This window comes from Desulfomicrobium orale DSM 12838 (assembly GCF_001553625.1).
GTDB classification, from domain to species: domain Bacteria; phylum Desulfobacterota; class Desulfovibrionia; order Desulfovibrionales; family Desulfomicrobiaceae; genus Desulfomicrobium; species Desulfomicrobium orale.
Genome location: NZ_CP014230.1, coordinates 336162 through 362393, shown reverse-complemented (window position 1 = coordinate 362393; position 26232 = coordinate 336162). Strand labels below are relative to the sequence as shown.

The 26232-nt window shown below is 59.4% G+C and carries 26 protein-coding genes, 3 tRNA genes and 1 pseudogene; 16 read left to right on the top strand and 14 right to left on the bottom strand.

The window, feature by feature from the left end:
* Nucleotides 1–45 precede the first annotated feature (45 nt).
* The 4 genes from AXF15_RS01695 to AXF15_RS01680 all read right to left on the bottom strand — a co-directional run bounded on the left by AXF15_RS01695 (nucleotide 46) and on the right by AXF15_RS01680 (nucleotide 4038).
* Nucleotides 46–501, bottom strand: coding sequence for a hypothetical protein (locus tag AXF15_RS01695; RefSeq protein WP_066602461.1), 456 nt, complete (start codon nucleotides 499–501; stop codon nucleotides 46–48).
* A gap of 159 nt (nucleotides 502–660) precedes the next feature.
* A complete protein-coding gene (locus AXF15_RS01690; protein ID WP_066602459.1) occupies nucleotides 661–951 on the bottom strand; it encodes a CRISPR-associated endonuclease Cas1 in 291 nt (96 codons plus the stop codon).
* A 45-nt stretch (nucleotides 952–996) separates the two neighbouring features.
* Nucleotides 997–3543 carry a cobyric acid synthase gene (locus tag AXF15_RS01685; RefSeq protein ID WP_066602456.1) on the bottom strand — a complete coding sequence of 849 codons (2547 nt, stop codon included), beginning with the start codon at nucleotides 3541–3543 and terminating at the stop codon, nucleotides 997–999.
* A gap of 51 nt (nucleotides 3544–3594) precedes the next feature.
* Nucleotides 3595–4038, bottom strand: coding sequence for an alanyl-tRNA editing protein (locus AXF15_RS01680; protein WP_066602447.1), 444 nt, complete (start codon nucleotides 4036–4038; stop codon nucleotides 3595–3597).
* A gap of 205 nt (nucleotides 4039–4243) precedes the next feature.
* On the opposite strand from AXF15_RS01680, the gene AXF15_RS01675 reads away from it, so the two are divergent.
* From AXF15_RS01675 to AXF15_RS01660, 4 genes are all read left to right on the top strand, one after another.
* The gene (locus AXF15_RS01675; RefSeq protein ID WP_066602444.1) at nucleotides 4244–4987 is read left to right on the top strand and encodes a DUF2238 domain-containing protein; all 744 of its coding nucleotides are present in this window, start codon (nucleotides 4244–4246) and stop codon (nucleotides 4985–4987) included.
* A gap of 130 nt (nucleotides 4988–5117) precedes the next feature.
* Nucleotides 5118–5193, top strand: a tRNA-Val gene (locus tag AXF15_RS01670).
* Between the two features lie 17 nt (nucleotides 5194–5210).
* Nucleotides 5211–5287, top strand: a tRNA-Asp gene (locus AXF15_RS01665).
* Nucleotides 5288–5324: 37 nt separating this feature from the next.
* Nucleotides 5325–5401 (top strand) — tRNA-Asp (locus tag AXF15_RS01660).
* Between the two features lie 176 nt (nucleotides 5402–5577).
* On the opposite strand, the pseudogene AXF15_RS14795 reads toward AXF15_RS01660, so the two are convergent.
* Nucleotides 5578–5832 (bottom strand): annotated as a pseudogene (locus tag AXF15_RS14795) (DUF4198 domain-containing protein); the annotation flags it as partial.
* 50 nt (nucleotides 5833–5882) lie between these two features.
* Between AXF15_RS14795 and AXF15_RS13225 the strand changes: the two are divergent.
* A protein-coding gene (locus tag AXF15_RS13225) for an IS5 family transposase (protein WP_236884797.1) occupies nucleotides 5883–6658 on the top strand; the annotation gives its coding sequence in 2 pieces (ribosomal slippage) (nucleotides 5883–6216 and nucleotides 6216–6658; 777 coding nt in all).
* A gap of 109 nt (nucleotides 6659–6767) precedes the next feature.
* On the opposite strand, the gene AXF15_RS01645 is transcribed toward AXF15_RS13225, so the two are convergent.
* Nucleotides 6768–7241, bottom strand: coding sequence for a CBS domain-containing protein (locus tag AXF15_RS01645; protein ID WP_066602422.1), 474 nt, complete (start codon nucleotides 7239–7241; stop codon nucleotides 6768–6770).
* A gap of 27 nt (nucleotides 7242–7268) precedes the next feature.
* On the bottom strand, nucleotides 7269–8519 hold the full coding sequence (locus AXF15_RS01640) for an HD domain-containing protein (protein WP_066602421.1): 1251 nt from the start codon (nucleotides 8517–8519) through the stop codon (nucleotides 7269–7271).
* A gap of 227 nt (nucleotides 8520–8746) precedes the next feature.
* Here AXF15_RS01640 and rplM point away from each other — a divergent pair, with 227 nt between their 5' ends.
* The 3 genes from rplM to AXF15_RS01625 all read left to right on the top strand — a co-directional run bounded on the left by rplM (nucleotide 8747) and on the right by AXF15_RS01625 (nucleotide 10941).
* Nucleotides 8747–9175 (top strand): 50S ribosomal protein L13, encoded by a 429-nt coding sequence (gene rplM, locus AXF15_RS01635; protein WP_066602420.1) that lies wholly within the window; start codon nucleotides 8747–8749, stop codon nucleotides 9173–9175.
* A gap of 18 nt (nucleotides 9176–9193) precedes the next feature.
* Nucleotides 9194–9586 (top strand): 30S ribosomal protein S9, encoded by a 393-nt coding sequence (gene rpsI, locus AXF15_RS01630; RefSeq protein ID WP_066602419.1) that lies wholly within the window; start codon nucleotides 9194–9196, stop codon nucleotides 9584–9586.
* Nucleotides 9587–9660: 74 nt separating this feature from the next.
* Nucleotides 9661–10941: a radical SAM family protein gene (locus tag AXF15_RS01625; protein ID WP_066608549.1), complete on the top strand. Its 1281-nt coding sequence runs from the start codon at nucleotides 9661–9663 to the stop codon at nucleotides 10939–10941.
* Between the two features lie 151 nt (nucleotides 10942–11092).
* Here the strand turns inward: AXF15_RS01625 and AXF15_RS01620 are convergent, their stop codons facing one another.
* A complete protein-coding gene (locus AXF15_RS01620; protein ID WP_211258997.1) occupies nucleotides 11093–11500 on the bottom strand; it encodes a hypothetical protein in 408 nt (135 codons plus the stop codon).
* 86 nt (nucleotides 11501–11586) lie between these two features.
* On the bottom strand, nucleotides 11587–12444 hold the full coding sequence (locus AXF15_RS01615) for an outer membrane protein (RefSeq protein ID WP_066602417.1): 858 nt from the start codon (nucleotides 12442–12444) through the stop codon (nucleotides 11587–11589).
* Nucleotides 12445–12683: 239 nt separating this feature from the next.
* Here AXF15_RS01615 and AXF15_RS01610 point away from each other — a divergent pair, with 239 nt between their 5' ends.
* Nucleotides 12684–13007, top strand: coding sequence for a helix-turn-helix domain-containing protein (locus tag AXF15_RS01610; protein ID WP_169793564.1), 324 nt, complete (start codon nucleotides 12684–12686; stop codon nucleotides 13005–13007).
* Between the two features lie 284 nt (nucleotides 13008–13291).
* A complete protein-coding gene (locus AXF15_RS01605) occupies nucleotides 13292–13645 on the top strand; it encodes a methyl-accepting chemotaxis protein (protein ID WP_066602408.1) in 354 nt (117 codons plus the stop codon).
* A gap of 73 nt (nucleotides 13646–13718) precedes the next feature.
* Here AXF15_RS01605 and AXF15_RS01600 read toward each other — a convergent pair whose 3' ends face one another.
* The gene (locus AXF15_RS01600) at nucleotides 13719–15131 is read right to left on the bottom strand and encodes an aspartate kinase (protein WP_083517793.1); all 1413 of its coding nucleotides are present in this window, start codon (nucleotides 15129–15131) and stop codon (nucleotides 13719–13721) included.
* A 265-nt stretch (nucleotides 15132–15396) separates the two neighbouring features.
* Here AXF15_RS01600 and AXF15_RS01595 point away from each other — a divergent pair, with 265 nt between their 5' ends.
* The 6 genes from AXF15_RS01595 to AXF15_RS01570 are packed head-to-tail and all read left to right on the top strand — an operon-like array spanning nucleotide 15397 to nucleotide 22763.
* On the top strand, nucleotides 15397–17208 hold the full coding sequence (locus tag AXF15_RS01595) for an extracellular solute-binding protein (RefSeq protein WP_066602407.1): 1812 nt from the start codon (nucleotides 15397–15399) through the stop codon (nucleotides 17206–17208).
* Nucleotides 17208–18287: a microcin C ABC transporter permease YejB gene (locus tag AXF15_RS01590; protein ID WP_066602406.1), complete on the top strand. Its 1080-nt coding sequence runs from the start codon at nucleotides 17208–17210 to the stop codon at nucleotides 18285–18287. The genes AXF15_RS01595 and AXF15_RS01590 overlap by 1 nt, the downstream gene beginning before the upstream one ends.
* Entirely contained in the window at nucleotides 18284–19294 is a 1011-nt protein-coding gene (locus tag AXF15_RS01585; RefSeq protein ID WP_066602403.1) for an ABC transporter permease, read from the top strand. Before AXF15_RS01590 ends, AXF15_RS01585 begins: the two co-directional genes overlap by 4 nt.
* Nucleotides 19272–20888, top strand: a complete 1617-nt coding sequence (locus AXF15_RS01580; RefSeq protein WP_066602400.1) for an ABC transporter ATP-binding protein — start codon at nucleotides 19272–19274, stop codon at nucleotides 20886–20888. The genes AXF15_RS01585 and AXF15_RS01580 overlap by 23 nt, the downstream gene beginning before the upstream one ends.
* A gap of 36 nt (nucleotides 20889–20924) precedes the next feature.
* Nucleotides 20925–21254 (top strand): potassium transporter TrkG, encoded by a 330-nt coding sequence (locus AXF15_RS01575; RefSeq protein WP_066602395.1) that lies wholly within the window; start codon nucleotides 20925–20927, stop codon nucleotides 21252–21254.
* Between the two features lie 12 nt (nucleotides 21255–21266).
* Complete coding sequence (locus AXF15_RS01570; protein WP_236884796.1) at nucleotides 21267–22763, top strand: DEAD/DEAH box helicase; 1497 nt, start codon at nucleotides 21267–21269, stop codon at nucleotides 22761–22763.
* A gap of 56 nt (nucleotides 22764–22819) precedes the next feature.
* Here AXF15_RS01570 and AXF15_RS01565 read toward each other — a convergent pair whose 3' ends face one another.
* The 4 genes from AXF15_RS01565 to AXF15_RS13220 all read right to left on the bottom strand — a co-directional run bounded on the left by AXF15_RS01565 (nucleotide 22820) and on the right by AXF15_RS13220 (nucleotide 26080).
* Complete coding sequence (locus tag AXF15_RS01565) at nucleotides 22820–23548, bottom strand: amino acid ABC transporter ATP-binding protein (RefSeq protein ID WP_066602393.1); 729 nt, start codon at nucleotides 23546–23548, stop codon at nucleotides 22820–22822.
* Complete coding sequence (locus AXF15_RS01560; protein WP_066608541.1) at nucleotides 23545–24216, bottom strand: amino acid ABC transporter permease; 672 nt, start codon at nucleotides 24214–24216, stop codon at nucleotides 23545–23547. Before AXF15_RS01560 ends, AXF15_RS01565 begins: the two co-directional genes overlap by 4 nt.
* A gap of 99 nt (nucleotides 24217–24315) precedes the next feature.
* The gene (gene glnH, locus AXF15_RS01555; RefSeq protein ID WP_066602386.1) at nucleotides 24316–25056 is read right to left on the bottom strand and encodes a glutamine ABC transporter substrate-binding protein GlnH; all 741 of its coding nucleotides are present in this window, start codon (nucleotides 25054–25056) and stop codon (nucleotides 24316–24318) included.
* A 257-nt stretch (nucleotides 25057–25313) separates the two neighbouring features.
* Nucleotides 25314–26080 (bottom strand): IS5 family transposase gene (locus tag AXF15_RS13220; protein WP_236884795.1). Its coding sequence is split into 2 segments (ribosomal slippage): nucleotides 25314–25747 and nucleotides 25747–26080, totalling 768 coding nucleotides; the frame shifts between segments, so codons are not numbered across the junction.
* Nucleotides 26081–26232: the final 152 nt, after the last annotated feature.

Sequence of the window (26232 nt, the reverse complement as noted above, 5' to 3'; positions counted from 1 at the left end):
TCTGGAGAGAAGCCTAGGCAGGCAACCTCCGGTCCGGCCGGCAGGTTACTGTTCGACGGGTAGTATGGGCCGTATGAGTTCGGGTCCACCGGACTGTGGATACGTGATGGTACCGTTTTGCGGGGCTCCCGCAGTCTTGAGGCGCACGGAGAGGATGGCTTTTTTTCCACCGGAAACGCGGTAGCCGAGACGCAGTTCAGCGGTGGGCACGGCCGTACCGGGAATGCGGATCAGTCCGGAGGATTCGCCCGTTTTCAGAATCTGGGGTACATGCAGGGGAATGGGATCGCCCTTTATGGGGATCAGGGCCAGAGAGTCCAGATGCACGGTCGCTCCGTCAATCTTCAGCCGCAGAGCGGATACCGGCCCGGTTTTCTTGTCTACGCTGATGGTCGCGGGAGAGCCGGACGATGAAAGCGCGACGGGTTTGAGGGCCAGCCAGGGCGCGGCCCAGACGGGCGCAGCCAGAAACAGAGTAAGCAGAAAAAGAGCGTATCGCATGGATGCCTCTCAAGGTGTTGCCGTATTATGGAAAGAATTCCGTATGGCGCGATTTAGGCCTCTTACGTGCCCCTTGGCGGATGATCAAGAAAGTCGGAGTGGATGAATAGCTCAACTTCTTTCAAAAGGAGAAAGAGATGATGACGCTGGTGCCAAGCTTTATACCTGAGCTGCCTGTGCGGCCCGCGTGAATTCGCCACAGAAGCCAACCATCACACCGGCCTTGCCTAGCTCACGCATGGCCGCCTGGGTCACCGAGGTGCCGGGACCGAGCAGCACGGTCGTGGTGTTGGCAATGGGAATGTTCCAGTACAGGCGTTCCCTGCCCGCATCGGTCACGTATTCCACGCGGCCGCCGTTCACCAGCACGCGGCAGTGCTCCAGATAGTAGATGTTGGCTCGTTTGGAGTGCAGGATGGTCTTGAGATCGGAAGAGGCAATCTGGTCCATGGCATCTCCTTTTACGCCCCTGCGGCGTGCGAAATTACGAAAGCATCACATTTTCAGCAGTTCATAGATGCGCTTCATGTCCAGGTTCCGGCGCACTGTTTCGGCCAGCCGGTCCAAAGCTGCCTCCACGTCGTACACGGCCTGCACGGCTCCAAGGGGCGCGAGGCCCTTGCGGCTTCGCAGACCGTCCAGAAATTCCCGGCGGAAGGCGTCGTCGTCGAACACGCCGTGCAGGTATGTCCCCCAGACGGACAGGTCCTCCCGGCCCCAGCCTATGGTTTCTCCATCCTCCGAGGTCATGACCGGCCGGGCGTGGCCCGCGCTTCTGCCGTGGTGGATTTCATATCCGTGCACTGCCCTGCCCGTGGGCAGAAACACGGCGCGGGTCTGGCGCAGTACTTTGTCCGGGGCCATTTCCGTGGACAGCGGGAGCAGGTCCAGCGGGCGGGCCGTCTGCCCGGAGCTTTCCACCTGTCCCGGGTCCGTCACGGCGTTTCCGAGCATCTGCAGCCCGCCGCAGATACCGATGATCACCGGGGCGGACAAAATGCGCGGGGCCAGGCCGGAACTCCACAGATATTCCAGATCCGCAAACACGTTGCGCGATCCGGGCAGAATCACGGCATCGGCCCCGTCCAGTTCTTCCGGCGTGCGGATCACGCGCAGATCCACATCCGGCTCCAGACGCAGGGCGTCCAGATCCGTGAAGTTGGAGATATGGGGCAGGTCCACGGCCGCGATACGCAGCGCCGCTCCGGAAGACGGCGGCCGCGTTTCCTTGAAGCTGACGGAATCTTCCTCCGGCAGGCCTAGGTCCGCCAGGTACGGCACAACTCCCAGGGTTTCCACGCCAGTGTAGCGGTGCACATAGTCCACGGCGTCTTCCAGCAGTTCCCGGCGGCCCCGGAAACGGTTGATGACAAATCCCGCCACCAGCGCCCGTTCCCATTCCTCCATCACTTCCATGGTGCCCACAAAGGAGGCGAACACGCCGCCCCGGTCGATGTCCCCGGCCAGCAGCACCCGCGCGTCCGCATACCTGGCCATGGCCATGTTGACCACGTCGTGGGATTTGAGATTGACCTCGGCCGGACTGCCCGCACCCTCCAGCACCATGATCCGGGCCGTGGACGCCAGTTCGTCGTAGGCGCGCTTGATGGTTTCGAACATGCGCGGCTTTTCCCGGATGTAGCTCATGACATCCATGTTGCCCACGGGCCGTCCGAGCACGATGACCTGCGCTCCGGTTTCGGAATTGGGCTTCAGCAGGACCGGGTTCATGCGCACGTCGGGTTCTATCCGGCAGGCCTGGGCCTGGAGCGCCTGGGCGCGGCCCATTTCCCCGCCGTCGCGGGTGACGAAGGAATTGAGCGACATGTTCTGGGCCTTGAACGGCGCCACGGAGAGTCCGTCCTGCAGGAAAATGCGGCACAGGGCGGCCGTGAGCACGGACTTGCCCGCATTGGAGGATAGACCCTGGAACATGAGGGCCGGAGTACGGCGTCCGGCCGCCTGGCGGATGCGGCGTGCACCCAGGACGTCGGACAGGGCGTCCACCAGATGGTCGTTTTCGTTTCCGGAACGCACCGCCACCCGGAAATATCCGGCGTCGAGCCCGGCATAGTCGGCGCAGGAGCGGATCAGGATGCGCCGTTCAAGCAGGCGCTCCCGCAATGCCGCGCCGTCCGGCTCCCGGCTGCGGCAGAGCAGGTAGTTGGCCTGGCCCGGAAAAACCGCAAGGCCCAGCCGCAGCAAGTCTTCCCGCAGTTTCTCCCGCAGGCCGGGTACGGCTTCCACAGTGCGCCTGGCGTAATCCGCGTCCGCCAGAGCGGCTTCGCCCACGGTCTGGGCTGGCGCATTCACGGTCCAGTCCGGCAGAAGGGCGTCCACGGCGGCGATCAGGTCTTCGCGGCCATAGCCCAGCCCCAGTCTCAGGCCGGGCACGGCGTAAAATTTGGTCAGGGAATGAAGGACGAAGATATTGGGTGCGGCGCAGGCCAGACGAGACAGGCCGGGCACGAAATCGGCAAAGGCCTCGTCCACCACGAACAGACTGTCCGGATGCCGCGCGGCGCATTCGACCGCTCGTCCGGAATCCAGCACCGCGCCCGCCGGGTTGGACGGCTGGCCCAGCACGACCAGAGCCTGTTCATGGAGCCGTGCCGCGAGATCCTCCCAGTCCAGGGAAAAATCCGTTTCCGGGCGCAGGACGGGCATGTCCACCGCAATATCCGCGGCCCGGCAGGCGCGGGCGTAGTCTCCGTAGCAGGGCGCGGGCAGCACGGCGCGGCGCAGGCCCATGTTCCGGGCCGCGCGGACCACGGCATACAGGATTTCCGAGGAGCCGTTGCCCGCCGTGACGCACGGCTCCGCAAGACCGAGACGGCAGGCCGCCGCGCGGCGCAGACTTCGGGCTCTGGGTTCGGGATAATGAGCCACGCCCGCGAGGTTTGCGGCCACCACGGAACGCAGCCACGCGGGCGGCCCCAGAGGATTGATGCTGGCCGAGAAGTCGAGAATTTCCTCGGGGCGGCAGCCAAGCTTTCGGGACGCGGCGCGGATGTCTCCGCCGTGGAGGGAGGGATGAAGCATGGAGGTTTCCTTGTTCAGGACGGGAGAATGGCGTCCCCGGAGGCGGAAACATCAGGCCAGTGCGGCAAGTTTGAAACGCACCCGGAGTACGCCGTTTTCAAAGGTGTGACTGGTCAGGCGGAACCGGCCCAGCTGGCCGGTGCGTTCGGCGTGTTCGCCACTGCACGGACAGGCGTCGTAATCGCCCACGCGCACAATGCGTACCTCCGGTCCCGATTCCGGGGGCAGGCGGCGCAGATCGAAACATGCCTCGGCCTCGGAACGGATCATGGTTTCGGCGAACACAGGCAGGTCCGCCCGGAGCACGTCGTTGACCCGGCGTTCCACCTCCCTGGCTTCGTCATCGGTCAAAGGGCGGTCGAAATGGTAGTCGCATTTGCCCTTGTCCGGGTTCACGTGGGCGGAGAAGCACCGGCCGCAGGCGAACATGCGGTCCATGGTCTGATTCAGGATGTGTTCCGCCGTATGCATGCGCGGATCGTGATTTTTGGCCATGCCGTCTCCGCGGGCAGATATTCCCGCCGGAAGAGTTTTACGGGTTTGACAAGAAATATTTTTTACCGCACGGGGCGTCAAATACGGTTTATTGGCCGGAATATGCCGCGTAAATCCACAAAACATGCGCCGGGCTCCACCCCGGAGGGCTGGAGCCCGGCGCAAAAAACACATTCAACCCGGCCACTCGCCTTCAGGACGGAACATGCCAGACCGCAGTCATTTTCCGCACGTTCAGTATTTCCACGTGCTGACATTCATCTTTCTCATTTTGTTCGTTTTTCTGGCCATTGCTCCGTATGACAGGAAAGACTGGGCACTGGAAAACTTTCTGGTGGTCGCCTTTCTCGGCACCCTGTTCGCCACGTCGCGGAAAATGCCCCTGTCGCGCGTTTCCTACTCCCTCATCTTCCTTTTTCTGTCCATTCATGAAATCGGCTCGCACTACACCTATTCCCTGGTGCCCTATGACCAGTGGTTCTCCTCGCTCTTCGGCGTCACGCTGAATGAAATGCTGGGCTGGGAGCGAAACAACTTCGATCGGATCGTGCATTTTTCCTACGGGCTGCTTCTGGTTTATCCCATCCGGGAAATCTATTTCCGCGTGGCCGAAGCCGAAGGTTTCTGGGGCTACTTCCTGCCGCTCGACTTCACCATGTCCACATCCATGCTGTACGAGCTCTTCGAATGGCTGGCCGCCGAAATATTCGGGGGAGAACTGGGCGCAGCCTATCTCGGCACGCAGGGAGACGTGTGGGACGCGCACAAGGATATGGCTCTGGCCAGTCTGGGAGCCCTCATCGCCATGCTCATCACCATGGCCCTCAACATGTATCTGCAGAAGGATTTTGTCCGTGAATGGGGAAGAAGTCTGACCATCAAACATGCCCGTCCTCTGGGTGAGGACGAGATTGCCCGTCTGTGGGAAGAGAAGAACCGGAAACCCTGACGTCTGTCCCGCAGAAGGCAGTCAAAGCGGGAGAAGGAAAACAAGTCTGAAGGCGCTTTGGCTTCGGAAAAATATTTGACAGACTGATTGCGCATCTGTAGAAGCATCTTTCCATCAGGACGGGCAGGGAGGGCGGTTAGCTCAGCTGGGAGAGCATCGGCCTTACAAGCCGAGGGTCACAGGTTCGATCCCTGTACCGCCCACCAATCGCTCAAGTATTCGCGGGGTCGTAGTTAAGTCGGTTATAACGCCGGCCTGTCACGCCGGAGGCCGTGGGTTCGAGTCCCATCGGCCCCGCCATTTTTTCAGAGCGCAGCAGATTTCGGTTTACCATAGCGGGGTCGTAGTTAAGTCGGTTATAACGCCGGCCTGTCACGCCGGAGGCCGTGGGTTCGAGTCCCATCGGCCCCGCCATTTTTCCAGAGCGCAGCAGATTTTTTCATCTGTCTGAGCTTCTTTCGTGCCGATTTTCCATCAAGTCCGTTTTGGCGTTCAGCCAAGGCGGGCTTTTTTGCGTTTTTTCTGCGCCGCAGCAGACGCCAGAGATTCAAAGGCGAAACGTTCCTGAACGCATCCGCCCATTGACCTGATGCTGGGATTTTCAACCGGCCTTCACCGTTATTCAGGTATCCAGAAAGATGAAACCCTTCTTCTTCTCCGCCAAAATTGGTTCCGAATGCGCAAAAATACGGCCAGAACGGAATTTCACCGCGATTGAATTTGTCAAGCGCTTTACCATTATGCAGAACTTTAAAGGAAATACTGTCGCCAACCTTCAGATTGGACAAATCCGAGGTGGGAATAATTTCGATGAGGTGTCCCACCGGTTTAGGCTCAGTCCTCATTAATTGCCAAAAAGCAGAAAATCTGGTCAGTTGTGCTCAAGGAGGACGCCATGAGCCAACTTTTCTACCTTTCTGCCGAACAGCTCGAACGTATCAAGCCCTTCTTTCCACGATCACATGGTATTCCGCGGGTCGATGACCGGAAAGTCATCAGCGGCATCATTTATGTCATCAAACATGGCCTGCAGTGGAAAGATGCGCCGCGTGAGTATGGCCCGTACAAGACACTGTACAATCGTTTTTTGCGCTGGAGCCGGATGGGCGTCTTCAACAATATTTTTACCGAATTGGCAAAAACAGCGGGACAGGATGGCCAAGTGATGATCGATGCAACCCACCTCAAGGCGCATCGTACCGCCGCCAGTTTGCTCAAAAAAGGGCTCTTTCCCGCTGCATCGGACGCACAAAGGGCGGCCTGAACTCCAAACTCCATGCCCTTTGCGACGGCCACGGCAGGCCTCTGGCCATGACGCTCACGGCAGGCCAGGTAAGCGACTACAAGGGAGCCGCCTTGCTTATGGATGCCATAGATGCTTTGCCCGAGACCAGGGAGCTGCTGGCGGACCGTGGTTATGACGCCGACTGGTTCCGTGATGCCCTGCGCGCCAGAGGCATTACGCCCTGCATCCCGCCCAGAAGGAGCCGGAAGAGACCCTGCCCGTACGATAAAGATCTGTATAAACAGCGGCACAAGATCGAGATCATGTTTGGCAGGATCAAGGACTGGCGGAGAATAGCCATGCGTTATGACCGCTGCGCGCATACCTTCTTTTCAGCTCTGTGCCTCGCCGCTTCCCTCATTTTCATCTCAATTAATGAGGCCTGAGCCTAGGCAGATAACCAGATATTCCATACCGGACTCCGCTATTGTGTGTCAGCTCAGGTCGATGGCGCCCGAAAGCGGCCGCCGGAAAACGAACGGCTCCCGGCGGTGTTCAGGCCAGAGCCCTGGAGATCTCCCGGAACAGATCGGCCACGGTGACCACGCCGATGATCCGCCCGCCTTCTTCCACCACGGCCCGGCCCCGGCGGTAATCCAGCAGAACCTCCAGTCCTCTGGCCAGCGGATCGTTGGCCTTGAGGACCGGGACATCGGTCTGCACCCATTCACTGATTCGTATCTGGGCGCAGCTCCGGCATGCCGTTCCAAAGGCCTTGTCCCAGTCCACTTCCCGATCTTCGGGCTCGGGTTCCTTGAGCAGGCATGGCCCCATGCCCTGAATGAGATTCCACATGCTCAGAATGCCGAGGAAACGTCCGTCCCGGGTAAATACCAGAATGAAGTTGGCATCGGGCTGTCTGGCCCGGAGATCGTGCATGGCCTGGACGGCCTCGGCCAGACTCGCGTCCTCATCCACGGAGGCATATTCTTCCCGCATGATATCCCAGACTCTTTTCCGCAGTAGCATGGCTGATGTCTCCTTGTGAAAGGCTCGCTATTCAAAATCCGCCAGCAGCGCTCCGATGTGCAGGTCCTCGGTCAGGGCCTCGTTCTGATACATATTGCGGATGCGCCACAGGGCCTGTTGCAGATGGGCGTTGTCAATACCGTTTGCCAAGGCCGTGTACGCTTCCAGAAATGCGGCCAGGTGGTCGCAGATTTTGAGCATCCGGCCGTCCTTTGGGCAGAAGCGGTCCTGGTTGTACTGTCCCTGGAGTTGCTCCCAGCTGACGATGCGGGCCGCGCCGTCCTGAATGATGGTCGATTCGAACTCTGAGCCCACATCGACTCCCAGAAAATATTTCAGCCGCGCCAGCAGATCCGCGTATGAAGGATCGGCCAGAATGGCGAACAGACGCCGGTCCAGTTCCCGGCCTTCATACTCGCGGATGAGTTCGCCTATGCCCTGTACCGACACCTTGACCGGAGAAATGATGTCCCGGGTCAGAAGCTCCGGCACGTCATGGAAAAGCCCCGCGTAGAAATTATTGTGTCGCCGCGCGGGGCAGGCGCTCACGGCGATGCTGAAGAAGTAGGCGAAGCAGGCCACGATGAACATGTGCCCCAAGACCGATGTTTCGGGAATACGCGGCGTCTGGGACCAGCGTTTCTGAAACCGGAGCTGCCCGCACATGTTGGCGAATTTTCCCAGTCCCGAGCCCGCGCCGTCGAGAAGCTCCCGGATGCCCTGCAGGTCGAGGTGATTTTCCAGACCGTTCCGGAAAGTCTTTTCGATTTCGGTCATCTCCTCGTCCCAGGGGTTCAGATCCCGAATGAGATGGAATTCCCAGCGGCTGGCGAACAGATGTGCCGCGTCCAGAATGTGCGAGGCCAGCGTCCCCGCACCGCGCACCTGGGCGGCGAAATGCGCCTCCATGTTTTCCCAGAATCCGCGCCCCAACGGCTGCACGCGCGGCCGGAGCTCCCGCAGCACCCATTCGGTCAACTGCTGGTGATGCGCCGGATTGGCCTTGATCTGGTAAAAAATGGGCGGCTTGATGTCCGTGATGACCAGACGGTAGAGGTAGTCGAAAATGCCGCCGCGCACGATGTCCTCGCCCAGACGGGATTTTTCTTCCTGGGCCAGATTCCTGGAATTGAGCTCGTACAGCAGCCAGGCCACGATCATCTTGTGCGCCTGCTTGTCCACTTCCACCAGCTCCATGGGGCGCATCTTGTCGTTCCACCGTTTCATGAAACTGCCGGAAAAAACGAGCTGCAACAGACTCTTGCGTATGCTGGTCACATATCCTCCATGAACCTCCCGGCGTCGGGGGGAACTTCCGTTCCCGCCGCAGGAGAAAAAAGCTTTACAAGGACCGGCGGGAAGGATACCAGTCACATTCCTTATCCCACAACGCATTTCGTTACACCATAGCGGTTCAATGATAAAGTACAATGTACCGCATCATTGATTTCAGGATGAAAAAATGCCCGCTTTCGTGCGGGATTATCAGGCAGGAGCCATGGAAAATGAAAACATATAGTCCCAAAGCAAGCGAACTGACCCGTAAATGGTACGTCGTGGACGCCAAGGACAAGGTCCTGGGCCGGCTCGCCTCGGAAATCGCCCTGCGCCTCCGGGGAAAGCATAAGGCGGAATTTGCTCCGCACATGGATAACGGGGATTTCGTCATCGTCATCAATGCGGACAAGATCAAGGTCACGGGACAGAAGCTCTCGCGGAAAGTCTACTACCGGCACACAGGTCATATCGGCGGCCTCAAGGAAACCACCCTGGCGGAACTGATGGCCAAAAAGCCCGGACAGGCCATCACCAAGGCTGTGCGGGGCATGCTGCCCAAAAGTGCCTTGGGATACCAGCTCATCACCAAGCTGAAGGTCTATGCCGGCCCGGAACATCCTCACCAGGCGCAGCAGCCTGAAGTGCTGGACATCTAATCCCTGATGGAGAGGACCATGAGTCAAGATTTCTTTTACGGCACCGGGAAAAGAAAGACATCCGTATCCCGGACCAGACTGTACAAGGGCACCGGAAGCATCACCATCAACGGGCGGGAGCTGGCCAGCTACTTTCCCCGGGCCACCCTGCAGATGATTATCCGCCAGCCCCTCAAGCTGACCAAGACTCTGGAGAAATTCAACATCGCCTGTCGTGTTACTGGCGGTGGTCTGTCCGGTCAGGCTCAGGCTGTACGGCACGGCATCAGCCGAGCCCTGCTGGAATTCGATCCGGAGTTGCGCGGCGTACTGAAACGTGCCGGTTTCCTGACCCGGGATTCCCGCATCAAGGAAAGGAAGAAGTACGGCCAGCGCGCCGCCCGTGCCCGCTTCCAGTACTCCAAGCGTTAATCCCCACGGGGAATTGTCTCTGCCAAGGCAGGGGTGTTTTTACACCTCTGCCTTGTTTTTTTATGGAGGTGCGTGTGGCCGCCCGAAAAGTCAGCCCGGTCATGGTGTTCGCCGATGAAAACGGCAATATTTACGACGACCCCGAACTGCTGATGCTGGTCCGGCGGGGCCGGGAGCTGGCTTTGCCCCGGCCGGATGAACTCATCCCTCTACCCGAGGGCAGTGATCTGTATCTGCTCCCCCGGCGGCGCGCGCTGGGTCTCAATCCAGCAACAGGCGTGGCGGAGGCTCCGGGAGAGCAGGCCGTGGCAGCTTTTGTCTGTCCGGCCTACACCTTGTCCGCCACAGCGGCATACGTGGCAGAAGAGGGTGCGCCCAAACTGCCTCTTTTCGCTTATGGAGCCGTAGGATTTGCCGATGGCCGCTTCTGGGTGGCCGCCACCCGCGTGGACAAGGATCGCCGCCAGGTCTTTGCTCATGTTCCGCCGGAACGCATTGAACGCGGTGCGCACGATCTGCTAAAGCGCTATCCGCAGAACCGGCTCATCCAGCATCTGGCCCGCTGCGCTCTGACCTTCTGCTGTCCGGCGGCCAAAAATCTGGCTCTGGGCCGGTATGAAGCACCCCTGCCCACGGCCAGAACCTGCAACGCCCGCTGCTTCGGCTGCATTTCCCTGCAGCCTGAGAGTTCCGGCTTTCCCGCATCTCAGAACAGAATCGGCTTCACACCCACGGCCGGTGAAATTGCCGAAATCATGACTCTGCACGCGCGGCGGGCCAAAAATCCGGTCCTTTCCTTCGGGCAGGGCTGCGAGGGAGAGCCATTGACCGAAGCGGGGCTCATCGCTGAAGCCATTGAACTTTTCCGCAACGGCGGTGGCCGGGGCACGGTGAATATCAACACCAATGCGAGCCGGCCGGAAGTTCTTCCCGACCTGGCCCGGGCTGGCCTGGACTCCATCAGGGTCAGCCTGAACAGCGCCAGCGAGACCTGTTACAACCGCTATTACCGGCCCCAAGGATACACCTTTACCGACGTGCGCGAGTCCATTGCCACGGCCAAGCAAAGCGGACTGTTCGTGTCTCTCAATTATCTTTTTTTTCCCGGCTTGAACGACACGGAGGGCGAACTGGAAGCTTTGACGGAACTGATCTCGTCCACCCGTCCAGACTACATTCAAATGCGCAATCTGAGTCTGGATCCGGAACTCTATCTGAACCTGATGGAGACTTCCGCGGAAGCCTGCATGGGACTTGGAAATTTTATGAAACGCCTGGGTAGAGCCTGCCCCTGGCTCAAGTTCGGATATTTCAATCCGTACCTGGAAAACGGCGTCCCGCAACTCTGGACATAATCTCTGGAGGGAGCGGCATGTCCGACAGGGGACGCAGTCTGATCCGTAAAAAGGAATCTGCGCGTCTGTGGCAGTCAATATTTTTTCAACGCCTCCATTTTGAGTTGCAATGCTTCCCGATCCGAAAGCAGACCGCGTTTGTGCCATTCTTCTATGGTTTCGAGATCTCGCTGTACATGCCCGGGCTGCGGCCCAGAATATCCGCCCGCCCGACGTACTGAATGCTTGTTTCCGCATTGTTTTTTCTCCATGGCCCGGCGTACGGCTTCTTGTTCTCCTCGCACATTGGCCTGTTCCGAAGCTTCGATCCCGTGTCGCCATGACCATACCCCAGCCAGAAGGCCTGCATCTGGCTCGATGAGCGCCTTTGTTCCTGAGCAGTCACCAGCTGGTTTTCCCGCCGGGCAAGAGAGGATAGTTCCACCGCCAGTTCGTCACAGGAATAGTGATTGTATTTCACGTCTGAGACATATGCACCGGAGATTTGAGACGGCGCCGTGGCGAGATTAAAACAGCCACCCGTAAAAAGTACCAGAATCAAGCTGATAATTTGTTTCATCTTTTTGAATTCCTCTTCTGCGCATCAAACAAAATAATAGGCGGCAGTCGTTTATGTCAGCCGCCGCCATCTTCGTTCAAAGGCATCTAGAATGTATATCTGATGCCGAGCGAAATATCATGCACCTGCACTTTTGTCTTACTTTTTCCTTTGATTTCTCCGATATCGAGTCCGTAAAGGGAAACAGGCACATCATCATTCACTTCCACCCTGCCAGCATTGACGAAGCGGTAGCCGAGATCCGCCGTCCAGTTGTCCAGAAAATCGTAGGCGAGTCCGCCGCCAAGACTCCAGACAAAATTTTTCTTTGTCTCGGACTCTGACCAGGACAGCGTTTCCGTCCCGGACGAAATGCTGTAACTGGGCTTGTAATTGACAAAGGCGATCCCAATGCCCCCTCCAAGGTATGGAGTGAGGCTGGTGCCGGTTGGAATATCGAACCAAGAATTGAGCATGAGAGTTTTGAGGTCAATCCTGTCTTTCTTTTTGGAGTGAAGTCTCAAATCTCCATCGCCTGTCCAGGCTAAACCATCGTCAATCCAGCCCTTGTTGGCAGACTTCCAAGCATCGTAGTCAGGTCCATATTTTTCGTCGAGATGCCTATCAAGCCAGTCGACATCCTCGCTCCATGACGCGGAAGATTCGGCGTTACCCTTGGAGCGAGCTGTAAAGTCAAGTTCGAGACGTACCGGCACACTGAGCAGAGGATCAAAGTCATAACCCAGGACCGCTCCTGCGCCGAATACACCTGCCGATTCTCTTTTTTGGGACCACTTATCGGTATAGCCGTTAGCCTTGCCCTCAATACTGCGGTCGGAGAAGGATTCAACCGCTCCGCCCACATGTGCGCCGACATAAATACCGCTCTCCGCCGCGATCGCAGAAGACCAAAGAACGACCAACGAAAATGCCGAAACCACTCCAATCAGAAACCCTTTTTTCATTTCCGTTTCCTCCTTTTGCACGAATATATGGTTTTTTGGAAAGATTTAGAACTTATATGTTGTTAATGCCGATATGTAAACACTTATATGTTATTATCTAGAATACAAAACCTCCTATACTTTCTATTTTCATTTTGGCGGACTGGCGGTGTCCCCGCTCTATTTGAATAACCATATTTACCCCATAGCTCCTTATCGGGCAGACCGGCTCCCGGTTTGGGACCGGCCCGATGAAAAATATGTGTGACACAAGTAAAAGGCTGGGCAAGCATATCAGATCATTGCGGCAAGGCCGTTCCCTGTCATTGGAGCGCCTCGCGGAGCGGGCCGGAATCAGCAGCAAGTATCTGGGAGAAGTGGAGCGCGGTGCCGGAAATATTTCCTTCAGGAATCTGAACCGTGTCGCAGAAGCTTTGGGAGTACAATTGAGCGATATTGTGGACGCCGGACACGAGCGGGAGCGTGAAGAGCTTCTGAAAATTATCGCCGAAATATCGCAGAAACTGACGGACAGGGATGTTCAGATTATCTATTATCTCGTAAAAATGATGGCGGGAAAATAAAGAAGAGAAAATCTCCTGCCGAGAGGATTCGGACATCGCATTCGCAGGATGAAAATGTGATGAAATCTTGCGGTGCAACGAGTAAATTCGGGGGCTTTTTGCCGGGGCAATACCTGTCGGCCTATTCTGTCTTGATTGGCAGTTGCGGGAGCCTTTTGATGCCTGCCTGGAATGCGGTGAGACAATTTTGGAGAAGTGAGAAAAGGCAAACGCGGCCGGGGCTACAGGGCTGGCAATATTATTTATGGACAGACTCTAAAGCCACGGAAGACATCCGGCAGCGGGTGCTGGGAATCCAGGCAGTCACGGGAAAGACCGTCAGCGAAATCAACCAGGTCAGCGCTGTGATTGGCGATATGAACGACATTGTCAGCACTATTGCCGCCGTGGAAGAACAGTCCGCCACCACCCGCGAAATCGCCGAGAGTGTGGGGCAGTCGTCTTCCGGTATTACGGAGCTGGACAGTAACGTGGCGAAAAGCTCCGGCCAGATCACGTCCATCAGTAAGGATATAGAACTGGTCCGCAATGCCTCGGACGAGATGACTTCCAACAGTCAGCATGTGCAGGACAGTGCCCGGGAACTGGAGCAACTGGCGAAAAGGCTTCAGGAACTGGTGGGGCGGTTCATTATTTAGGGCCGGTGAACACTCATCTACCATGCTTCCGGGCAGGCTCTTGATGTCCGGAAGCATTTTTCTTTTCAATTCTTCAAGTTCTAGCCGGAAATTCCGGGTTCTGAGGCATGCACAGGGTCGCGTGCAGGGCGATCTGGGCCTGGGCGAAATTTTTCCGCTCCACCACGAACTGCATGTTGGTCTGGCGCGCGGTCTGGGACACGGACAGGATGTTGATGCCGTTCTTGGCCAGTGCTCCGGCCGCCTTGGCCAGAATACCCGGCTGCCCGATATTGGAACCAATGGCGCAGACAATGGCCACGGGCCGGGTGCTGATGTGTTCGAAACGCTCTTCCAGGTCGGCCACGAGCTCCGGAGTGCAGTCCCGCTCATTCAGGATCATGCCGATGGTGTTGGCGTTGGTCGCCTTGCTGATGTAGGAAACCTGATGCGCGGCCAGAACCTGCAGAATGCGCAGGTCAAAGCCCACCTCGCCGACCATGCGCGTGTCGTGGATTTCCAGACAGACCACCTTGTCCGAACCCGTGACGATCTCCACCATGGACTGTGGCGCGATGAAATCCTTGGTGATCAGAGTGCCGCTGTGGCCCGGGTCGAAGGCATTTTTGATCCGGATGGGGATATTGTGGATTTCGAGCGGCTTGGATGCCTTGGGATGGATAGCCTCCATGCCCACATCGGCCAGCTGGTCGGCCACGTCGAAATTGGTGTTGCAGACCGGGTGGCTTCTGTTTTCGCCGATGAGTACCGGGTCCCCAGAGCACAGATGGTACTCCTTGTGGATGACGGCCTCGCTGGCTCCCATGAGCACGGCCACCTTGGAGAAAGTGACTTCGGAGTAGCCGCGGTCGAATTCGCGCATGATGCCTTCGGTACCCTTGGTGTAGCCCGTGGCGAAGCAGATGGTGGAGAACGGATCGATATGCTCGAAGCTGTCTCTGATGCGTTCGTCGATGGTCAGCTGCCGGCTGTCCTCCCAGCCGCTCAGGTCGACAAAGGTGGCGTCGTAGCCCCGGTTTTGCAGGATGTTGGCCGAATTGAAGGCGCTGTGCATTTCTCCCAGAGAGGCGAGCAGTTCGCGGGCCGCCAGCAGCAGGGCTTTGTGCGACACGTAGCCCGAGGCCAGCACGTTATCCATGCTGCGCAGCACGTTGATGGCCAGATCGATGTGATCGCCGATGAAATCGTTGGCCTCGTCCAGATCGAGCCCGGCCGGAACCAGCGCCTCGTTCAACTGAAACAGCCTGTCCCGCAGATCCAGCATTTTCCGTGGGTAATTCTGCTGCTCCCGGAAGAGCTGATAGATGCCGGGCTGTCCGGTCTTCTTGTGTTCCAGCAGCTCGTTGGTGATGCCGCCGTAGGCCGAAACGACATAAATCCGGCCGTATACGTCGTCAGGGTTGCGGAGAATGATATTGTCGATGATCTCCGGAAACCGGGACATGGAGGTCCCGCCGATTTTTTCGACGCGAGGTTGGGTTTTCAAGATTTTGCGCGCCTCCGTGCATGATGATCCGGCCGCGTATCCGGCCTTCGGATGCGATAGGTTTGATGGCTTCCGGCGTCAATACGGGCGGGAATCTTTCGCAATCTTCCAAGGCTTGGCTCGTGCGGGTTTGACGCTCAAAAGCGGGGCGGGTACAGAAGGCTGGCTCCTGAACCGGGGCGGAGTATCCGTTTTTCGGGACAGGATGCGCCTTGTGTCGCGGATATTTTCGGCTTGGCTACTTAAGACCGCAAGGGATGTTCCGATGAAACACCTTCTGGCTCTTTTTCTTCTGCTCTGCGCCGTCCAGAATGCCTCGGCGGCGGGCGTGCACGCCCTGGCCATGGACGGGGAGCCCCGTTACGGCCGGGACTTCGAGCATTTCGATTACGTCCGCCCCGACGCGCCCAAGGGCGGTCATGTGACGCTGTCGGCCATCGGCTCCTTCGACAGCTTTCATCCATACATTGTAAAGGGGCATCCCGCCGCCGGGGTGGGGCTGCTCTTCGACACCCTCACAACGCAGTCCGGGGACGAGCCCTTCACGGAATACGGCCTCTTGGCCGAGAGCATGGAGCTTTCGCCGGACCGTTCTTCCATTACCTTTCACCTGCGCAAGGAGGCCCGCTTCCACGACGGCTCGCCGGTGCGGGCGGCGGATGTGGCCTTCACGTTCCACGCCCTGGTGGGAAAGGGCGATCCGCACTACGCCCAGTATTACGCCGAAGTGGACCGGGTGGAGGTATCCGGCCCTCTCTCCGTGACCTTTTTCTTCAAGCCCCAGGCCAGCAAGGAGCTGCCCCTCATTCTCGGACAGCTGCCGGTACTGCCCGAAGCCTTCTGGAAGGATCGGGACTTCGCCGAATCCACCCTCGACATTCCCCTCGGCAGCGGACCGTACCGCATCAAGGACTTCAGGCCCGGTCAGCGCGTGACCTACGAACGTGACCCCGGTTACTGGGGCCGCGATCTGCCCGTGAACCGGGGACGCTACAATTTCGACACTGTTTCCTACGACTATTACCGTGATCTGAGCGTGACTCTGGAGGCCTTCAAGGCCGGAGCCTACGACTTCCGCCAGGAATACAGCGCTAAACAGTGGTCCACGGGCTATGCGGGCCCGGCCCTTCGGGCCGGACTGATCCGCACCGAAACCATACCGCACAAGCTTTCCCAGGGCATGCAGGCCTTCGTATTCAATACCCGCCGTCCATTCTTCGCCGACGCGCGGGTGCGCGAGGCCTTTAATTACGCTTTCGACTTCGAGTGGACCAACAGGAATCTGTTTCACTCCCTCTATACCCGCTCCACGAGTTTTTTTTCCAATTCCGAGATGGCTTCGGGCGGCCTGCCTTCGCCCGAAGAACGCGCCCTGCTGGACGGCCTGGATTTGCCCGAGGCCGTGCGCGAGCGGGAATTCCGGCTGCCGGATACCGACGGATCGGGCAACAACCGGGAGAACCTGCGTGTGGCCGCGGGTCTGCTGCACGAGGCTGGATGGACCGTGCAGGGCGGGCGTCTGATGAAGGATGGCCGGCCTTTCGAATTCGAGATGCTTCTGGTGCAGCCGGACTTTGAACGCGTCGTCCTGCCGCTGAGGCGCAGCCTGGCCCGGCTGGGCGTAACCATGAACGTGCGCATGGTGGATGTTTCCCAGTATCTGGAGCGGCTGAACCGATTCGACTTCGACATGATCGTGGGCAGCTTTCCGCAGTCGCTTTCTCCGGGCAACGAGCAACGTTCCTTCTGGCATTCTTCCTCGGCCCGGACTCCGGGCTCGCGCAACTACTGCGGCATCGAGAACCCGGCCATCGACAGGCTGGTGGACATGGTCATTGCGGCCCCGGACCGGGCGGCCCTGATCACTCGCTGCAAGGCTCTGGACCGGGCGCTTCTGTGGGGATGGTACGTCATTCCCCAGTGGCATGCGGGAGCATGGCGCGTGGCCTTCTGGGACAGATTCGGACAGCCGGCGGAAAGGCGTCCCGACTATGTCCTGGATTTTTATTCCTGGTGGGTGGACCCGGATAAGGACCGCGAGCTGGCGGCCCGGCGGCGCGGTCTGGAAGCCAAGTGATGCGCGCCTACATCCTGCGGAGGCTGGCCCTTGTCCTGCCGACCCTGTGGGGCATTCTGACACTCAATTTCTTCATCGTGCAGGCCGCTCCCGGCGGACCCGTGGAGCAGATGATGGCCCGGCTCCAGGGCCTGGACGTGGAGGCCACGGCGCGGATCGGCGGCTCTGGCGGGGAAACCTCTGATCCGTCAGATTACCGGGGTGCGCGGGGGCTGGACCCGGCTCTGGTGAAACGCATCGAGAAAATGTACGGCTTCGACCGCCCCGTGTGGGAGCGCTACGTGCACATGCTCCGGGATTACGCCGCATTCGATCTGGGTCAGAGCTTTTTCCGCAGCAAGAGCGTTGTGGCCCTCATCGCCGAGAAAATTCCCGTATCCCTGTCGCTGGGGCTTTGGAGCACGCTTGTCATCTACGCCCTGTCCATACCGCTCGGCATCGCCAAGGCCGTGCGCCACGGCTCGCGCTTCGATGTCTGGACCAGCACGGCCATGATCGTGGGCAACGCCATCCCGGTATTTCTCTTCGCTATCCTGCTGGTGGTGCTTTTTGCAGGGGGCAGCTACCTGAGCTGGTTTCCCCTGCGCGGCCTGACCTCCCCCGGCTGGGAGAACCTTTCCCTGTGGGGCAGGATCGCGGATTATTTCTGGCATCTGGCCCTGCCTGTCTCGGCCATGGTCATCGGCGGCTTCGCCACCCTGACCATGCTGACCAAGAATTCCTTTCTGGATGAAATCGGCAAGCAGTATGTCATGACGGCCCGGGCCAAGGGGCTGTCCGAGGGCCGCGTGCTCTACGGCCACGTTTTCCGCAACGCCATGCTGCTCATCATCGCCGGGTTTCCGGCGGCTTTCATCTCCATGTTCTTCACCGGCTCCCTGCTCATCGAGGTCATCTTTTCCCTGGACGGACTGGGGCTTCTGGGCTTCGAGGCGACCATCAACCGGGACTATCCGGTCATGTTCGGCAGCCTGTACATCTTCACCCTGATCGGCCTGCTGACCAAGATCGTGTCCGACCTGACCTACTTGCTGGTAGACCCGCGCATCGATTTCAGCGGGCGGGGCGGAGCCGCGTGAATCCCGTCACCCGCCGCCGTCTGCGGGCTTTCCGGGCCAACAGGCGGGCCTTCTGGTCTCTTCTGGCTTTTCTGACCATTTTCGCCGTCAGCATGTGCGCGGAACTGGTGGCCAACGACCGGCCGCTTTTGGTGCGTTTTCAGGGACAGTTCTATGCTCCGGTATTCAGGACTTATCCGGAAACCGTCTTCGGCGGCGATTTTGAAACCGAGGCCGATTACCGCGACCCGCACATCCGGGACCTGATCCGCGCCGATGGCTGGATGCTCTGGCCCCCCGTGCCTTACAGCCACGCCACCATCAATTATGATCTGCCCGTACCCGCTCCGGCTCCGCCTTCGGCCCGGAACTGGCTGGGCACCGACGACCAGGGCCGCGATGTGCTGGCCCGCATCATCTACGGCGTGCGGCTGTCCATCCTGTTCGGCCTCATCCTGGCCTCGTGCGGCTCCGCCATAGGCATCGCCGTGGGCGCGTTCCAGGGATATTACGGCGGCCTGATCGATCTGGCCGGTCAGCGCTTTCTGGAAATCTGGTCCGGCATGCCCGCCCTGTTCATCCTGATCATTCTGGCTTCGCTGGTCGCCCCCGGCTTCTGGTGGCTTCTGGCCGTGACCCTGCTTTTCTCGTGGATGAGCCTGGTGGACGTCGTCCGGGCCGAATTCCTGCGCGGCCGCAATCTGGAGTATGTGCGCGCGGCCAAGGCTCTCGGGCTTTCCGACAGAGTGGTCATGTTCCGGCACATCCTGCCTAACGCCATGATCGCCACCATCACTTTCATGCCGTTCATCGTCAGCGGAGCCATCACCACCCTGACCTCCCTGGATTTTCTGGGCTTCGGCCTGCCGCCGGGTTCACCCTCTCTGGGGGAGCTTCTGGCTCAGGGAAAGAACAATCTCCAGGCGCCTTGGCTGGGCATTTCCGCCTTTGTGACCCTGAGCCTTTTGCTGACCCTGCTGGTCTTTATCGGAGAAGGAGTGCGGGATGCCTTTGACCCCAGGGCGTGAATCCGTGCCGCCGGAAGACCGGCCGATTTTGTCCGTCGAGAATCTGAACGTGGATTTTCATGTGGACGGACGGAGCATTCCCGCCGTGCGCGGGGTCAGTCTGCGCGTGCGCCGGGGCGAAACCTGCGCGCTGGTGGGCGAGAGCGGTTCGGGCAAGTCCGTGACCGCGCTGTCCGTCCTCAGGCTTCTGCCCGCCAGCGCCCGGATTTCCGGGCGGATCGTGTTCGAGGACCGGGACATGCGGACCCTGCCGGAATCCGGCCTGCGCGAAGTGCGCGGCGGCCGCGTGGGCATGGTTTTTCAGGAGCCCATGACTTCTCTCAACCCGCTGCACCCCGTGGGCAGACAGATAGCCGAAAGCGTGGCCCTGCACCGCCCCGGCGTCGCGGTGCGGGAGCGGGTGCTGGAGCTTCTGCGTCTGGCGGGCATTCCGGATCCGGAGTCGCGTTTCGACAGCTTTCCTCATCAGCTTTCTGGCGGCCAGCGTCAGCGGGTCATGATCGCCATGGCTCTGGCCAACGATCCGTCTCTGCTCATCGCCGACGAGCCGACCACGGCTCTGGATGTGACCACTCAGGCTCAGATTCTGGATTTGCTCAGAAGTCTTCAGGTCCGTCTGAACATGGCCATTCTGCTCATTTCCCACGATCTGGGCGTGGTCCGGCACATGGCCGGCCGGGTATATGTCATGCGGCGCGGCGAAATCGTGGAGAGCGGGCCACGGGAGAAAATTTTTTCCGCTCCGGAGCATCCCTATACCAGGGAGCTGCTCCGGCCCCGGTCCGGCAGACGGCCCGTGCCCGTGGCCGGGGATGCGCCGGTTCTGGTTTCCGTCCGGAACCTGAACGTGAGTTTTCCCGTGGGCCGCACCTTTCTGGGCCGGCCCGCAGGTCATGTCCGGGCCGTGCGGGACGTGTCCCTGGATATCCGTCAGGGCGAATCCCTGGGCGTGGTGGGTGAGAGCGGTTCGGGCAAGACCACCCTGGGTCTGGCTCTTCTGCGGTTGGTGCACAGCCGGGGAGATGTCTTTTTCGGGCCGCACCGTCTTTCGGCCATGAAGGAGCGGCGCATCCGGCCTTTGCGCCGGGATTTCCAGATCGTGTTTCAGGATCCTTACGGGAGTCTCAGCCCGCGCATGACCGTGGGGCGGATCGTGGCCGAAGGGCTGGACGCCCACAGGCTGGCTGCGGGCCGGGAGCGGGAAAAGCGCATTGCCGGGATCCTGGAGGCCGTGGAACTCGACCCGGAGTCCATGCACCGCTATCCGCACGAGTTTTCCGGCGGCCAGCGTCAGCGCATCGCCATCGCCAGGGCGCTGGTGCTGCGGCCCGGATTCGTGATTCTGGATGAACCCACTTCGGCCCTGGACCGGACCGTGCAGTTTCAGATCGTGGAACTGCTGCGCGGGCTGCAAAGCCGTTTCGGGCTGACGTACATGTTTATCACGCACGACCTCTCTCTGGTGCGGGAGCTGTGCCACCGGGTGGTCATCATGCGGGACGGACGGATGGTGGAACAGGGAGAAACGGAGCGGATTTTCGCCGCGCCCGGCGAGGACTACACCAGAGCCCTGCTGGCCGCGGCCCTGGAATAGAGACCGGGAAATCCTGGTGGAGCCCGAAGGGATATCGTGAAGCGCAACGGAAAGATATTTTCACCGGTTTTTCTGCCGGTGTATTTTTTCGCCCTGGCCATTCTGGCGGGAGCGGCGCTTTTGCATTCGCCTCCGGCCCGCGCGGAGCAGGGTGTGTTCTGGCTGGACGGTTTTTCCCATGCTGTCTCGGCCTTCTGCAACGCGGGCTTTGCCCTGTATCCCGGCAGCATGACGCGGTATGCGGACAACTTTTCCGTTAACATCGTCCTGATGACACTGATCATCTGCGGGGGGCTCGGCTTCTATGTGCTGGTGGGACTGCCGGGTTTTTTTCGCCGCGCTGGCCAGCAAAGAGAAACGTTCTGAGCATGACCGAGGGTGCGGATATTTCGCATCAGCTGGTCCGGGGGAAATTCATCGAGAAATTGGAGTCCCGATGTCCGCTCTCCTGAGCGCAACCTGCCCGCCGTGGAACGCGGATATTTTTTCTGCCTGATGCTTTGCCGGATCAGCCATAAACTTTTTCTTTCGGACGTGCCCGAGCAGGTCAAAAGCCGGGTCATGGCCGAACTGACTCTGGAAAATCCCAGGTGGCTTGAAAATCTGAAGATGGGCCGCCGCAACTACAGGGTTTCCCGGCATCTGAAGCTGTACTCCACGCGCACCTGCGGCGGGCTGATTCTGCCCCGGGGCTACGGCGGACGGCTGGCCCGGATTTGCGCCGAATGCGGCGAAGAGGTGGAGTACCGGGACGAACGCCGGACCCTGCCCGAAGTGGATTTCCATTTTCACGGGGAGTTGCGTCCCTATCAGAGCGAAGCCTGTGCGGCCATGCTCCGGCGGCGATTCGGAACCCTGTGCGCGCCCACCGGAGCGGGCAAGACCGTGTGCGGGCTGTACCTCATCGCCCGGCGGCGGCAGCCGACGCTTGTCGTGGTGCATACCAGAGATCTGGCCATGCAGTGGGTGGAGCGCGTCGAGGAATTTTTGGGAATCCCCGGACGCGAAGTGGGCATGATCGGCGGCGGCCGGGACAAGGTAGGGCAGGCCGTGACCGTGGCCACGGTGCAGTCCGTGTACAGCCGGGCCAGAGAACTGAAGAAACGCATCGGGCATCTGGTGGTGGACGAATGCCACCGCGCGCCCAGCCGGACCTTCACGGCGGCCGTGACCGCCTTCGACTGCGCCTATTCCCTCGGCCTCTCGGCCACGCCGTACCGGCGCGACGGCCTGACCCCGCTCATCTTCTGGCATCTGGGTGAAATGCACGCCCGTATCGACAGCGCGGCCCTCATGGACAGCGGAGCCATCCTGCGGCCGGAAATCCGGATTCACCAGACCATGTTTCATTCGGAGCGCGATCCGGTGGAGGAATACGCCGGAATCATCGCCGATCTCACTCTGGATGCGGACAGAAATGCGCTCATCGTGGACGAGCTGGCCGGGGAAATCCGTTCCGGCCGGGGCGTGAGCCTGGTGCTGTCCGATCGCAAAGGTCATTGCCACGCCCTGCGCGAGCTGCTGCTGGCGCGGCATGGGCTGGACGGGACGGTACTGACCGGCGACACCCCGCTTCCCGGGCGCAGAAAAATGGCCGCATGTATTCAGGCGGGGAGTGTGCGGGTTGTTTTCGCCACGGGGCAGCTCATCGGCGAGGGCTTCGACGCCAGCAATCTGGGCTCGCTTTTCCTGGCCACGCCGGTCAAGTTCGGCGGGAGGCTCATTCAGTATCTGGGCCGGATTCTGCGTCCTTCATCCGGAAAAACGCGGGCCACGGTGCATGATTTCGTGGATTGCCGGGTCGGCGTGCTGGAGGCTGCGGCCAGAGCCCGGGCCGAGGTGTATGCGGGCATGGCGGGCGAGGGGCCGGAATAGCGGCGGATGGAATGAAAGGGAGTGGCGTCCGGACATGTTCGCACATGCCCGAAATGTCAGTGCCCGACGATTTTTCCCAGAAAATCCCGCAGGCGCGGATTCCGGGGATTTCTGAAGAATTCCGCCGGGGTATTTTCTTCCTGGATCTGGCCCGCGTCGATGAAGATGACCCGGTCCGCCACTTCGCGGGCAAAGCCCATCTCGTGCGTGACCACGACCATGGTCATGCCTTCCGCCGCCAGCTTTTTCATGACTTCCAGCACTTCGCCTACCAGTTCGGGGTCCAGGGCGGACGTGGGCTCGTCGAACAGGATGACCTTGGGTTGCAGAGCCAGCGCCCGGGCGATGGCCACGCGCTGCTTCTGCCCGCCGGAGAGCTGGTCCGGATAATTGCCGGCCCTTGCCGCCAGACCGACCTTGGCCAGCAGCTCCAGCCCGAGCTGCCGGGCGTCCTCTTCCGGCATGTTGCGGACCTTGACCGGCCCCAGGGTGACGTTTCTGAGCACGCTCATGTGCGGAAACAGGTTGAACTGCTGAAAGACCATGCCCGCCTCGGTCCGCACGGCGTTGATGTCCGTTCTGGGGTCCATGATGTCGTGTCCGTCCACGATGATGGTGCCCGAGGTCGGCGTTTCCAGCCGGTTGATGCAGCGCAGCATGGTGGATTTGCCCGAACCGGACGGCCCGATGATACAGACCACTTCTCCGGCCCGGATTTCCAGGTCGATGCCTTTCAAGACTTCCAGATTCCCGAATGTTTTGTGCAGCTTTTGGATGTGAATCATTTCTTGGTCCTGTTGTGCAGGCGAAGTTCGAGAATGTGCAGAGCCTTGGCGATGCTCATGGTCATGGCCAGATAGATCAGGGCCACGGCAATATAGACCTCGAAGGCACGGAAGCTCACGGCCACGATTTCCTGTCCCGTGCGCAGCAGCTCGCCCACGCCGATGACCATCAGAAGAGAGGTGTCCTTCAGACTGATGATGAACTGGTTGCCCAGGGGCGGGATCATGCGCCGGAAGGCCTGGGGCCAGATAATGTAGCGCATGGTCTGGGGGCCGGTCAGGCCGATGGATCTCCCGGCTTCGGTCTGCCCCACGTTGATGGACTGAATGGCCCCGCGCACGATTTCGGCGATATAGGCTCCGGAGTTGACCGCGATGACGATGATGCCCGCCGTCAGGGGCGGAATGCGCAGGCCCATGGCCATGGGCACGCCGTAATACAGGAACATGGCCTGGACCAGCATGGGCGTGCCTCGGATGAGTTCCACGTAAAATCCGGCCGCCTTGCGGAAGAAAATTCTTTTGGACAGCTTCATCAACCCGGCGGCCACGCCCAGAATGAACCCGAAAAAGAGGCCGCCGATGGTCAGGTAGATGGTGTACCACACGCCGCGCATAAGCATGGGCATGGTGGAAACGATGACGGATGGTTCAAACTGAAAGGCCATGAACATTCCAGAGGAGAACGCCCTCTCCCGGTTGAGATTGCCCGCCGCGCCGGTTCAAAAAAGGCCGGGAGATGCCCGGCCCTGCATGCGGATGCGGGATTACTTCGGTTCCGTGCCGAACCACTTCATGTACAGTTCGCGGTATTCGCCGCTGTCCTTGAGTTTTTTCAGAGCGGCGTTGGTTTTGAGCACCAGTTCACTGCCTTTGGGGAAGCCGATGCCGTAGGCCTGACCCATGTACAGCGGCCCGACGACCTTGACCTTGTCTTTGCCGGCCGTACGCATGAAGTCGGAGACGACGGGGGAGTCGAAAATGACGGCGTCGGCGCCGCCGGCCAGGAGTTCCATGAACATGGCGTCGTTGTTGGGGAAGAGTTTGACTTCCCTGGCCTTGGCTTCCCGTTTGGCGAAATCCTCGCTGGTAGTGCCGAGCTTCGTGGCCACAATTTTGCCTTCCAGGTTGGTCACATCCATGGTGGTGGTATCCTCAAGCCGGACCAGGATGAGCAGGCCCGCGTTGTAGTAGGGATCGGAAAAATCCACGACTTGGGTCCGCTCGGGTTTGATGGTCATGCCGGCGATGCCCACGTCGATCTGGCCGGACTGCAGGCCGGGAATGATGCCGTTGAAGTCCATGGGCTGCAGGGTGTATTCCGCTCCCATTTCCCGGGCGATGGCGCTCCAGAGTTCAACATCGAAACCGGTATGTTTTCCCGTCTGCGGATCCTTGAACTCGAAGGGCGGAAAATTGGTGTCCGTGGCAACCACCAGTTTCTTGGCCGCCGCGGCCGTGGCGCACAGCATCAGGATGAACAGGGTCAAAAGTGCGATACGTTTCATGAAGCCTCCTCCGGGCATATGGTTTTGATCTGCGGAGTTCTGTCCCCGCCGGAAGGCGGTCAGGGGCCCTCCCCGGCTGAAAAAGTGTGCCACAGCATGGTGGGAAAAAAAAGAAAAGGCAAGCGGTGCATATCCGCCCCATGCCGGAAATGCGGGATGTCTTTTCCTCGGTGCTCCACGGAGCGAGCTGTAAACTCTGTCACATCCGGGCCCCCGAATCCCGGTCAAGCTCAGACAGCAATTAGGTTCAGGCCTCATTAATTGAGATAGAAAATGACGGAAGCCGCGAGGCACAGAGCTGAAAAGAAAGTATGCGCGCAGCGGTCATAACGCATGGCTATTCTCCGCCAGTCCTTGATCCTGCCAAACATGATCTCAATCTTATGCCGCTGTTTATACAGATTTTTATCGTAAGAAATGGGTCTCTTTCGGTTCTTTCTGGAAGGGATGCAGGGCGTAATACCTCTGGCGAGCAGGGCGCCACGGAACCAGTCGGCGTCGTAACCACGGTCCGCCAGAAGCTCCCTGGCCTCAGGCAAAGCATCTATGGCGTCCATAAGCAGGGCGGCTCCTTTGTAGTCGCTCACCTGGCCTTCTGTGAGCGTCATGGCCAGGGGCCTGCCGTGGCCGTCGCAAAGGGCATGGAGTTTTGAGTTCAGGCCGCCCTTTGTGCGTCCGATGCAGCGGGAAAGAGCCCCTTTTTGAGCAAGCTTGCGGCGGTACGATGGGCTTTGAGGTGGGTCGCATCGATCATCAATCGTCCATCTTTTCCCGCTGTTTTTGCCAATTCGGTAAAAATATTGTTGAAGACGCCCATCCGGCTCCAGCGCAAAAAGCGATTGTACAGCGTTTTATACGGGCCATACTCACGCGGTGCATCTTTCCATTGCAGGCCATGTTTGATGACATAAATGATGCCGCTGATGACTTTCCGGTCATCGACCCGCGGAATACCATGTGAACGTGGAAAGAAAGGCTTGATACGCTCGAGTTGTTCGGCAGAAAGATAGAAAAGTTGGCTCATGGCGTCCTCCCTGAGCACAACTAACCAACTTTCCTGATTTTTACAATTAATGAGGCCTGAGCCTAGACGTCATTATGAATGGGAGATTCTCCTTGTTGTTTTCATCGCGTATGTTCTATGGAATAAATTTTAATAAAAGCTACTATTAATTG

Coding starts and splice junctions, on each gene's coding strand:
- AXF15_RS01695 (WP_066602461.1), bottom strand. CDS start 501: ATGCGATACGCTCTTTTTCTGCTTACTCTGTTTCTGGCTGCGCCCGTC.
- AXF15_RS01690 (WP_066602459.1), bottom strand. CDS start 951: ATGGACCAGATTGCCTCTTCCGATCTCAAGACCATCCTGCACTCCAAA.
- AXF15_RS01685 (WP_066602456.1), bottom strand. CDS start 3,543: ATGCTTCATCCCTCCCTCCACGGCGGAGACATCCGCGCCGCGTCCCGA.
- AXF15_RS01680 (WP_066602447.1), bottom strand. CDS start 4,038: ATGGCCAAAAATCACGATCCGCGCATGCATACGGCGGAACACATCCTG.
- AXF15_RS01675 (WP_066602444.1), top strand. CDS start 4,244: ATGCCAGACCGCAGTCATTTTCCGCACGTTCAGTATTTCCACGTGCTG.
- AXF15_RS01645 (WP_066602422.1), bottom strand. CDS start 7,241: ATGCTACTGCGGAAAAGAGTCTGGGATATCATGCGGGAAGAATATGCC.
- rplM (WP_066602420.1), top strand. CDS start 8,747: ATGAAAACATATAGTCCCAAAGCAAGCGAACTGACCCGTAAATGGTAC.
- rpsI (WP_066602419.1), top strand. CDS start 9,194: ATGAGTCAAGATTTCTTTTACGGCACCGGGAAAAGAAAGACATCCGTA.
- AXF15_RS01620 (WP_211258997.1), bottom strand. CDS start 11,500: ATGAAACAAATTATCAGCTTGATTCTGGTACTTTTTACGGGTGGCTGT.
- AXF15_RS01615 (WP_066602417.1), bottom strand. CDS start 12,444: ATGAAAAAAGGGTTTCTGATTGGAGTGGTTTCGGCATTTTCGTTGGTC.
- AXF15_RS01610 (WP_169793564.1), top strand. CDS start 12,684: ATGTGTGACACAAGTAAAAGGCTGGGCAAGCATATCAGATCATTGCGG.
- AXF15_RS01595 (WP_066602407.1), top strand. CDS start 15,397: ATGAAACACCTTCTGGCTCTTTTTCTTCTGCTCTGCGCCGTCCAGAAT.
- AXF15_RS01590 (WP_066602406.1), top strand. CDS start 17,208: ATGCGCGCCTACATCCTGCGGAGGCTGGCCCTTGTCCTGCCGACCCTG.
- AXF15_RS01580 (WP_066602400.1), top strand. CDS start 19,272: ATGCCTTTGACCCCAGGGCGTGAATCCGTGCCGCCGGAAGACCGGCCG.
- AXF15_RS01565 (WP_066602393.1), bottom strand. CDS start 23,548: ATGATTCACATCCAAAAGCTGCACAAAACATTCGGGAATCTGGAAGTC.
- AXF15_RS01560 (WP_066608541.1), bottom strand. CDS start 24,216: ATGGCCTTTCAGTTTGAACCATCCGTCATCGTTTCCACCATGCCCATG.
- glnH (WP_066602386.1), bottom strand. CDS start 25,056: ATGAAACGTATCGCACTTTTGACCCTGTTCATCCTGATGCTGTGCGCC.